Origin of the sequence: Sinomonas sp., assembly GCF_036848755.1 — a bacterium.
Lineage (GTDB): Bacteria > Actinomycetota > Actinomycetes > Actinomycetales > Micrococcaceae > Sinomonas.
This window is the reverse complement of record NZ_DAIUJO010000025.1, coordinates 3,059-5,355: the sequence shown is the minus strand read 5'-3', so window position 1 is coordinate 5,355 and position 2,297 is coordinate 3,059. Positions and strand designations below refer to the sequence as shown.

The 2,297-nt window shown below is 67.2% G+C and carries 2 protein-coding genes; both read left to right on the top strand.

Annotated features, from left to right (window positions below; translation table 11 throughout):
- Positions 1–107: 107 nt before the first annotated feature.
- A complete protein-coding gene (locus V7053_RS05850) occupies positions 108–722 on the top strand; it encodes a carbonic anhydrase (protein ID WP_334171328.1) in 615 nt (204 codons plus the stop codon).
- 45 nt (positions 723–767) lie between these two features.
- Positions 768–2,201 (top strand): class II fumarate hydratase, encoded by a 1,434-nt coding sequence (locus tag V7053_RS05845; protein WP_443022557.1) that lies wholly within the window; start codon positions 768–770, stop codon positions 2,199–2,201.
- The last annotated feature ends 96 nt before the right edge of the window (positions 2,202–2,297 follow it).

Genomic DNA, 2,297 nt, shown 5'->3' with positions numbered 1-2,297 from the left:
GGTGGCTCTCAGGCCGGCAGCTGTCAGGGTCGGCAAGTTCCAGCTTGTGACGTTCCGGTGACTTCGGCTCGGACTGCAGGTAGACAGATGGGTCTAGAGTGGTGGTCGTGTCTGAGACCCTGACCCCCGCAGAAGCCTGGCAGACCCTCCGCGACGGCAACGAGCGTTTCGTCGCCGGGACGTCGATCCATCCAAATCAGAACGCCGCCCGTCGCAGCGAACTCGTCGCGACGCAGAACCCGTTCTGCGTCATCTTCGGCTGCTCGGACTCGCGCCTCGCAGCCGAGATCATCTTCGACCTCGGCCTTGGCGACGCGTTCGTCGTCCGGTCCGCCGGCCAAGTCATCGACGACGCCGTGCTCGGCTCGCTCGAGTACGCCATCGAGCCGCTCGGGGTCCCGCTCATCGTCATCCTCGGCCACGACTCGTGCGGTGCCGTCACGGCGAGCGTGAACGCGTTCTCCAGCGGCACCATGCCCCAGGGCTTCGTACGGGACCTCGTCGAGCGCATCATGCCCTCCGTGATCGCTGCCCAGCGCAATGGCGTGACGACCGTGGACGAAACCGTCGTCGAGCATGTCAAGCAGACAGGCGATCGCCTGCTCGAGACGTCCCAGATCATTGCCCGCGCCGTCGAGGAAGGCCGCACCGCCGTCCTCGGCGTCTGCTACCACCTCGACGAGGGCAAGGCCGAGCTCGTCTCCGGCCTGGGCAACGTCTGAAAGCCGGTTCGGAACGGTCCGCGCGGGGGGTCTAGTCTGGGTGCCATGACTGACTCTGCCGTGCAGGATTCTGCCGAATACCGGATCGAACACGACACGATGGGCGAAGTGCGGGTGCCCGCGGCCGCCCTGTACCGCGCCCAGACGCAGCGCGCGGTCGAGAACTTCCCGATCTCGGGCAAGACCCTCGAGCGCAAGCACATCGAGGCCTTGGCTCGCGTCAAGAAGGCTGCGGCCCGTGCCAACGAGGACCTCGGCGTGATCGACGGAGATCTCGCCGATGCCATCGCCGACGCCGCCGATCGTGTGGCCGCGGGCGAGTTCGACGCTCACTTCCCCATCGACGTCTTCCAGACAGGCTCCGGAACGTCCTCGAACATGAACATGAACGAGGTCATTGCTGAGCTCGCGAGCCGCGCGCTGCAGGCGAAGGGCGTCGACAAGGTCGTCCACCCGAACGACCATGTCAACGCCTCGCAGTCTTCGAACGACGTCTTCCCGACGTCGGTTCACGTCGCCGCGACCGACGCCCTGCTCAATGACCTCATCCCGGCGCTGACCCACCTGGCGGCGGCCTTCAGCCGCAAGGCGGAGGAGTTCAGGGACGTGGTCAAGTCGGGCCGGACGCACCTCATGGACGCGACCCCGGTGACGCTGGGCCAGGAATTCTCCGGCTACGAGGCCCAGATCCGTTACGGCATCGAGCGGATCGAGGCCTCGCTTCCGCGCGTCGCCGAGGTCCCGCTGGGCGGAACGGCAGTCGGCACGGGCATCAATACGCCCGCGGGGTTCCCGCAGCGCGTGATCGAACTCCTCGCCGAGGACACCGCGCTCCCCATCACGGAGGCCCGCAACCACTTCGAGGCACAGGCCAACCGCGACGGCCTCATCGAGGCGTCGGGGCAGCTGCGCAACATTGCGTACTCGATCATGAAGATCTCGAACGACCTGCGCTGGATGGGGTCCGGCCCGAACACCGGCCTCGGCGAGATCGCGATCCCGGATCTGCAGCCGGGCTCGTCGATCATGCCGGGCAAGGTCAACCCAGTGATCTGCGAGGCCGCCATCATGGTCGCGGCCCAGGTCGTCGGCAACGACACAACGATCGCGCTCTCCTCGACGAACGGCGCGTTCGAGCTGAACGTGGGCATTCCCGTCATGGCCGCGAACCTGCTCGAATCGATCCGGCTGCTCGCCAATACGGCGCGGGTCATGGCGGACAAGATGGTCGACGGCATCACGGCGAACGTCGAGCGTGCGCGCTTCCTCGCCGAGGCCTCACCGTCGATCGTCACGCCGCTCAACAAGTACATCGGCTACGAAAACGCCGCCGCGATCGCGAAGAAGGCCGTCAAGGAAGGCCTCACCATCCGTGAGGCCACAGTCGCCCTCGGCTTCGTCGAGCGCGGCGAGCTCACGGAGGATCAGCTCGACAAGGCGCTCGACGTCACCACGATGACCGGACGCGCCAACTCCTAGCGCGCAGCAGGAGACGACGGGCGTCACGCGCGGGGGTCGCTTCCCGGTGCGGCGCCCGTCGTCGTCCGCGCGACGTCGCCCGTCGTCGTCCGCGCG

Coding starts and splice junctions, on each gene's coding strand:
- V7053_RS05845 (WP_443022557.1), top strand. CDS start 768: ATGACTGACTCTGCCGTGCAGGATTCTGCCGAATACCGGATCGAACAC.